Source organism: Microbacterium sp. (assembly GCF_041909575.1).
In the GTDB taxonomy this organism is placed as follows: domain Bacteria; phylum Actinomycetota; class Actinomycetes; order Actinomycetales; family Microbacteriaceae; genus Microbacterium.
In genome coordinates, this window is sequence record NZ_JAYRDE010000138.1 from 1 (window position 1) to 6,911 (window position 6,911).

General features: G+C 71.1%; 5 protein-coding genes and 2 pseudogenes. 2 read left to right on the plus strand and 5 right to left on the minus strand.

What is annotated here, in order from left to right:
• From ACE3O1_RS14145 to ACE3O1_RS14155, 3 genes and pseudogenes are all read right to left on the minus strand, one after another.
• Positions 1 to 358 (minus strand): annotated as a pseudogene (locus ACE3O1_RS14145) (hypothetical protein); the annotation flags it as partial.
• Positions 358 to 633 (minus strand): hypothetical protein, encoded by a 276-nt coding sequence (locus ACE3O1_RS14150; protein ID WP_374316115.1) that lies wholly within the window; start codon positions 631 to 633, stop codon positions 358 to 360. The pseudogene ACE3O1_RS14145 and the gene ACE3O1_RS14150, both read right to left, overlap by 1 nt.
• Positions 634 to 786: 153 nt before the next feature.
• On the minus strand, positions 787 to 4,005 hold the full coding sequence (locus ACE3O1_RS14155; protein WP_374316117.1) for an ExeM/NucH family extracellular endonuclease: 3,219 nt from the start codon (positions 4,003 to 4,005) through the stop codon (positions 787 to 789).
• 238 nt (positions 4,006 to 4,243) lie between these two features.
• Between ACE3O1_RS14155 and ACE3O1_RS14160 the strand changes: the two genes are divergently transcribed.
• Both ACE3O1_RS14160 and purB read left to right on the plus strand, forming a co-directional pair.
• Complete coding sequence (locus ACE3O1_RS14160) at positions 4,244 to 4,750, plus strand: low molecular weight protein-tyrosine-phosphatase (protein ID WP_374316119.1); 507 nt, start codon at positions 4,244 to 4,246, stop codon at positions 4,748 to 4,750.
• Positions 4,751 to 4,785: 35 nt separating this feature from the next.
• Positions 4,786 to 6,183, plus strand: coding sequence for an adenylosuccinate lyase (gene purB, locus ACE3O1_RS14165; protein WP_374316121.1), 1,398 nt, complete (start codon positions 4,786 to 4,788; stop codon positions 6,181 to 6,183).
• A 27-nt stretch (positions 6,184 to 6,210) separates the two neighbouring features.
• Here the strand turns inward: purB and ACE3O1_RS14170 are convergent, their stop codons facing one another.
• Positions 6,211 to 6,537 carry an amino acid transporter gene (locus ACE3O1_RS14170; RefSeq protein ID WP_374316123.1) on the minus strand — a complete coding sequence of 109 codons (327 nt, stop codon included), beginning with the start codon at positions 6,535 to 6,537 and terminating at the stop codon, positions 6,211 to 6,213.
• Positions 6,534 to 6,911 (minus strand): annotated as a pseudogene (locus ACE3O1_RS14175) (acyl-CoA synthetase); the annotation flags it as partial. The pseudogene ACE3O1_RS14175 and the gene ACE3O1_RS14170, both read right to left, overlap by 4 nt.

The window sequence follows — 6,911 nt, forward strand, 5'->3', positions numbered from 1 at the left end:
CTCCGCGCGCCGCGTCGAGCCTCGCAACCGTGTCGCGGTCGCCGGAGAGCACCGCCGCGCGATGCTCGGCGTTCAATTCGACGAGCTCGTAGATCGCCGCCGCCTCGCGCAGGGCGGCGGCGATGCCGTGTGCCCCCTCGATGGTTGCGACGAGGCGCGTTCCGAGAGCGGATGCCGCGCTCACCGCCTCCCACGCGTGCGAGCGCTCGACCAGCACCATGTTCTGCAGGGACCCCAGGCGATCGCGCATCTCCTCCAGATCGGAGGCTGCCGCGAGGAAGCGGCCCGCGGTCTCGCGGAGTGTGACCGTGTCGACGGCGACGGCGCCGCCGCCGATGATCTCGATGTCGGAGCCCATCAGAGCCCGGCATCCCGCTGCCACTGCGCGGCATCCCGGGCCCGGGCCGCACTCTCTCGGGCCGTCTCGGCGAGGCACACCAGCCCCGAGACCTCGCCCGCCCACTGCGCCGCGAGCCGGTGGAAGGCCTCGGCGGCGCGGGCCCGCCAGTCGGTGGCGGCGGCGAGCCCGCGCGCGCCGGCCGCGGCATCGGTCAGTCGGGCGCTGAGCGCTGCGAGCTCGCGCGTCACGATGTCGAGCTGCGACGCGGCGGCGGCCGCAGATGGATACGTCATCGGACCATGCTCGCCGCACCCGGGCGTCGCGGCGGATGCCGGCAACCCATCTGTGCACGTCGGTGACGCCGAGGCGCCTGTGAAGGAGGCACGGATGCCGCACGCGCGGACGCCGCCTCCCGGGAGGGAGACGGCGTCCGTGTCAGGCAGGACTCAGAGGAGGTCCTTCAGCCCCTTCATCCCGACGACCACCGTCGCGGTCGCCGTCGCGGTGTTGCCCGCGGCATCCGTCGCCGTGTAGGTGAACGTGTAGATGGCACCGTTCGTCGCCACGACATCGAACGTGACGTCGTCGATCTCGGTGACGCTTGCCCGCGGCTTTCCGTTGTGCGAGACGTCGGTGAGCTCCACCGTGACATCCCCGCGGTCGTCGGCCGCCTCGACGTCGACGGTCACCCGATGCACCTTGTTGTTCGGCGCGAGGATGAACGACGGGTCGGCCACCGCCTGGACGGTCGGCGCCGTCGTGTCCGGCGGCGTGAGGTCGAGGCCCACGATCACCGGATCGTGGTCGCTCGACCGATAGGGGTCCGGCGCGTACAGCGCGTCCTGCGCAGGCTGCTTGAACGACATGTCGTAGTCGATCAGGCTCGGCTCGTCGGCATTGATGTTCCACGCGGACGCCCCCGTCACCTCGTCGAGCAGGTCGGTGCCCGACAGCGCGTAGTCGAGGTAGCCGAGCATCCCGTCGAACACGTACGAGTACGCCTCGGTGCCGTGGAACTCGGCGTGCAGGTCGGTGTAGCCCGCCGCCGTCAGCACCTGGATCGGGTCCTCCTGCGCGTACGAGTTCAGGTCGCCGAGGATGAGCTCGCGGCCCACGGTGTCCTGACCGGTCGGGTCGGTCGCGAGCCAGTCGGCGAGCGCTGCCGCCGCGTCCGTGCGCACACCGTTGCAGTTGCCCTGGCCGTCGGGGTCCTCGAGGTCGCCGACCGCGCTGCAGTCGGAGCCCTTCGACTTCAGGTGGTTGACGACGACGGTGAATTTCGATCCGGCCTCATCGGCGAACGTCTGCGTCAGCGCGGGACGGTTGTAGTCGTCCAGCCACCGCGCGTCGTTCGCCTGCTCCATCAGCTGATGGACACCGACCGGCGTCACCGACGCCGGCTTGTAGAGGAGCGCGGTCGTGATCACATCCGTGCCGATCTCACCCGTGTAGATGTAGTCGTAGACGTCCGCGCCCAGGCGGTCGTTCAGCGCCTCGGTGAGGACCTCCACCGCGGTCCCGTTGTTCTCGATCTCGATGAGCCCGAACACGTCGGCGTCGATCTCGGCGAGCGCCGTCACGATCTTGGCCTCCTGCCGCTCGAACTCCACCGGGTCGTTGGCGCCGCGCGCGTCGGGTCCGGTGAGGGTCGTGAAGTAGTTGAGCACGTTGAAGCTCGCCACCTTCAGCGCGCCGCCCACCTCCGGGGCCTCGGGGCGCGGGTTTCCCTCGGCGAAGTCGGCGCCCTCGGTCGGCTGCACGCCCCAGGTGGCGAACCGGTAGTCGAGCACCCCCGTCGTTCCGGTGACCAGGTCGCCGCTGCGGAAGGTGTTGGCGAGGGTGAACTCGTCGCCGTTGGGGTGGATGGCCGGGTCGGGGTTCTGGCGGCTCCGGCCGTCGTCCACCCCGATGCTCTCGGCCGCGTTCTTCGCGGCGAGCGCGACCGCCTCGGGCGAACCGGCGTCGTACAGCCCGGTCAGCTGGTACTGGCGGCCGACCGTGAGGCTGATCGTGCCGTAGCGGGCGAAGTCGAACGTCTCGCCGATTGTCAGCTGCTGGGGAAGGGTGACGTACATGCCCTCGAGCGCCTCGCGCTGAGCCTCCGACGCCGGCAGCGTGAGCTCGACCGGATCGGGCAGCGCCTGCCCGGTCGCGCAGATCTCGGCATCGACCGCCGACAGCTCGGTGAGACCGTTGAACTCCTCCACCTCGCCCGCGACGTTCACGAGGTCGCCGACCGAGACGGCGGGTCCGCCGGGGTAGTAGACGAAGATGCCGTCCGACGTCGCGGCGTCACCGTCGCCGGCATCCTGGATGTAGAAGCCGTCGAACCCGTCACTCCCCGGGAAGTCGCCGACGACGACGCCCTCGAGCCGCAGGCTCTCGCCGTCGACGGGGGATGCCGCGCCCGGTCCCTGCACCGATCCGATGGTGACGACGTCGAGGTCGCAGCCCGCCTCGATGGGCGGGGGCGGCGGCACGGCACCGTTCGCGGCACCCGGGGTGTTGAAGGCCTCCTTGAAGACCGGGGTTCCGGCCGCGCCGTTGTAGCCGGCGAGGTCGAAGTCGTTGCGGACCCAGTCGGCCACGGTGCCGGTGTCAGTGCCGTCGGGGATGCGCGAGGCGCCGCCCGGGTCGAACGAGAGGCCGTCGTAGGCGACCCCGAGCGTGACGCCGCCGTAGGTGCGGTCGCCGGATCCGCCGTCGCTGACGGAGACCGCGTCGACGACGGTGAACCCAAGACCGTCGTCGATGGTGCCGTCGTCGTTCGCGTCGATGTCGGTGCCGAGGGCGGGAGCCGCCCCCGTCACGAGCAGCAGGCTCACGGTCCCGTTCTCGAGCGCACCGTTGGCGAGCGTGGCGAGGCTGCGGCCCGAGGCATCCGCCACTGGGAACGAGATGACCTCGTCGACGGTCCCGGTCGCGGTCCCGCTCACGTCGCCCTCGATCTCGAGCACGCGGTACCCCGACAGGTCGGTGGTGGCCGGATCGGCGAGCAGCTCGACGTACTCGACGTCAGCGGTGCCGACGGTGTCGGCCGAGAACTCGTTGATCACGACCTTCGCCGCGGGCGGCGGCACGTCGGCGCATTCTGCGACCTGGGCGCCGAGACCGGTGAAGGTGTCCTGCGCGAACCCGATCCAGCCCACAGCCGGGTCGAAGGCGTCGCTGCCGTCCGTGTCGCCCACGCACACGTCCGCGGCACGCTGCAGGGTGCGGTTCAGCGTGGCGTTGGCGGTTCCCGCGCCCCAGCCGGGGTCGCCGGGGTTGACGCCGATCTGGCCGATCACATCGACGGCAGTGTCGGCCTTGACGAGAGCCACGGCGTCGTTGCCGTTGTAGAGCGAGGCCGTCGTGACCTGGTCCGCCGTCGCGAGCAAGGCCGCGCCGGCCTGCGACTGCACGACGACATGCACCTCACCGGGAGCGACCGTGCCGGTCAGCGCCACGGTCTGCCCCGCGTTCGGCATGCCGTTCGAGTACACCTTGAGCGAGTAGCTCGCCGCGGCGAGGTCGACGGGTGCATCCGTGGGGTTGTAGACCTCGATGGCCTTGTTGCTGCCGGAGCCTTCGACGTACTCGCTGATCAGCAGATCGCCGGGGGCGGCTGCTGCCGGTGCGGCGAACGCGGTCACGCCTGTGAGGGCGAGCGCCGCGCCTGCCACGACGGCAGTCAGGCGACGGGGGAGAGGGGACAAGGAGACCTCCACGGTGAGGCGCGCGGGCTGTGGTGCGCGCGGACAGAGAGCGAGGCCGGTAGGCCCCCGGTCAGGCTAGGCGAGCGCCCCGCGCGGGGGAAGGCTCCACGGAGGAGAGTTCGTTAACGTTCGGTGACGGGGGCTGCCGCGGCGGGGAAGCCGTCCGGTTCTTGACCGGGACGGACGCCGCGCAAGAATGGAGCCCATGGCAGCGAGCACCGGCGACCCGTTCCGCGTCGTGTTCGTCTGCACCGGCAACATCTGCCGTTCGCCGATGGCAGACGTGGTCTTCCGTGGATTCGCGGATGCCGCGGGCCTCGGTGGCCGCGTCGCCTCGACGAGCGCCGGCACGGGCGACTGGCACGTCGGCGAGCGCGCGGACCAGCGCACCCTCGACGCCCTCGAGCGGGCGGGCTACGACGGCACCCGGCACCGCGCGCGGCAGTTCACGCACGCCGACTTCGCCCACTCCGATCTGGTGGTGGCACTCGACCGCAGCCATGAGCGGATCCTGCGCGGATGGGCGCGGTCGGAGTCCGATGCCGACAAGATCGCCCTGCTGCTCGCGTTCGACCCCGCCGCCCGCTCGCTGGACGTGCCCGACCCGTACTATGCCGGGCCCGGAATGTTCGACGAGGTGCTCGGTATGATCGAGAGTGCGAGCCGGGCGCTCTTCCGGCAGCTCGAACCCGCGATCCGCCCGGCGACCTGACGCCGGGCTCGCCCTTGCGTTCCGACGGGAGCACCGTGACCTCTCTTGACTCCTCCGCACTTCCCTGGCAGCCGCTGAGCCCGCTCGACGGCCGCTACCGCGCCGCCGTCACGGGCCTGGGCGACTACCTGTCCGAGGCCGGCCTGAACCGTGCGCGCGTCGAGGTTGAGGTCGAGTGGCTCATCGCCCTCACCGACCGCTCGCTGTTCGGCACCTCACCGCTATCCGATGACCACAAGGCCCGCCTGCGCGCCCTCTACCTCGAGTTCGGTCAGGCCGAGATCGACTGGCTCGCCGACAAAGAGGCGGTCACCCGCCACGACGTCAAGGCGGTCGAGTACCTGGTGCGCGACCGGCTCTCCGGGCTCGGCCTCGACGCGATCGCCGAGCTCACCCACTTCGCCTGCACGAGCGAAGACATCAACTCCACGTCCTACGCCCTCACGGTGCGCCGCGCGGTCGAGCGCGTGTGGCTGCCGAAGCTGCGCTCGGTCATCGCATCGATCACCGAGCTCGCCGTGGCGCACCGCGACGCCGCGATGCTCTCGCGCACGCACGGGCAGCCCGCCACGCCCTCGACCATGGGCAAGGAGCTCGGCGTGTTCGCCTGGCGGCTCTCCCGGGTCGCCGACCAGATCGAGTCGGGCGAGTACCTCGCGAAGTTCTCCGGCGCCACCGGCACGTGGTCGGCGCACCTCGCGGCCGAGCCCGACGTCGACTGGCCCGCACTCTCCCGCGAGTTCGTCGAGGGGCTCGGGCTGGACTTCAACGTGCTCACCACTCAGATCGAGTCGCACGACTGGCAGGTCGAGCTCTACGACCGCGTCCGGCATGCCGGCGGCATCCTGCACAATCTCGCGACCGACGTGTGGACCTACATCTCGATCGGGTACTTCACCCAGATCCCCGTCGCGGGCGCCACGGGCTCGTCGACGATGCCGCACAAGATCAATCCGATCCGCTTCGAGAACGCCGAGGCGAACCTGGAGATCGCGGGCGGCCTGCTCGCGACCCTGTCGCAGACACTCGTGACCAGCCGTCTGCAGCGCGACCTCACCGACTCGACGACGCAGCGCAACATCGGCGTCGCTTTCGGGCACTCGCTGCTCGCGCTGGACAACCTGCAGCGCGGGCTCGGCGAGATCTCGCTCGCCGAGGACGTGCTGCTGGCCGACCTCGACGCGAACTGGGAGGTGCTCGCCGAGGCGATCCAGACGGTGGTGCGCGCCGAGATCGCGGCGGGACGCTCGCAGATCAGCGATCCCTACGCGCTGCTGAAGGACCTCACCCGCGGGCGCCGCGTCGGCGCCGCCGAGCTCGCCGAATTCGTGCGGGGCCTCGACATCGGCGACGCCGCGAAGGAGCGACTGCTCACGCTCACTCCCGCGACCTACGACGGGCTCGCCTCGAAGCTCGTCGACGAGCTCGGCTGACGACGGTTCGGGGCGGCTCGACGCAGGTCAGGCCTTCGGATCGTCCGAGGACGAGGCATCCGTCCCGTCCTGCTCGTCGGGGAGCAGCACGGGCTTGTCGACCTGCTTGGCGACCTGGGCGGGGTCGACGGCCAGGAGCAGGAGCGAAACGAGCAGCAGCACGGCGATGAACGTGACGCCGGCGATGATGAGCGCGAGCACGAGCGCGGACTGGGCCTTGCCCTCGCCGCCCGCCTGGAAGAAGCCCATCGACACGAGCGTCACGATGCCGGCGAACAGCGCGGCCGCGAAAGCCAGCCCGAGCAGCTGCACGGGCTTCATCAGGTCGCGGCGGGTGGGGCGGTCGTCGCTCACGCGGGATCCTTCGGTTCGGCGGGAACGGATGCCGCGGCCTCGGCCGTGACCGGAGCGTCCTTGCGCGGCGAGAAGCCGGCGATCCCGAGATAGACGGCGACGATCGCTGCGTACGCGCCGAACAGACCGACGCCGATCGTGATGCCGGTGAGTGTGAGGGTCTGCTGCGCCTCGTCGATCGTGTACTGAAGCGAGTACCCGGCGGGCACGAGGGCCAGCGCCGCTCCGAGCAGCAGGCCCGCGGCCCCGACGACGACCGCGTCACGGCTGTCGGAGCGAGGCCCGGGGTCGACGGCGGGGCGCGCGTCGGCGATGCCGGGCGCGATCTCACGGCGGGCGCCGCCGCGGAGCCCGCGGACACCCGCGATCAGCTC

Excerpts from the sequence above, each read along its gene's own strand:
- ACE3O1_RS14150 (WP_374316115.1), bottom strand. The coding sequence starts at position 633 with ATGACGTATCCATCTGCGGCCGCCGCCGCGTCGCAGCTCGACATCGTG.
- ACE3O1_RS14160 (WP_374316119.1), top strand. The coding sequence starts at position 4,244 with ATGGCAGCGAGCACCGGCGACCCGTTCCGCGTCGTGTTCGTCTGCACC.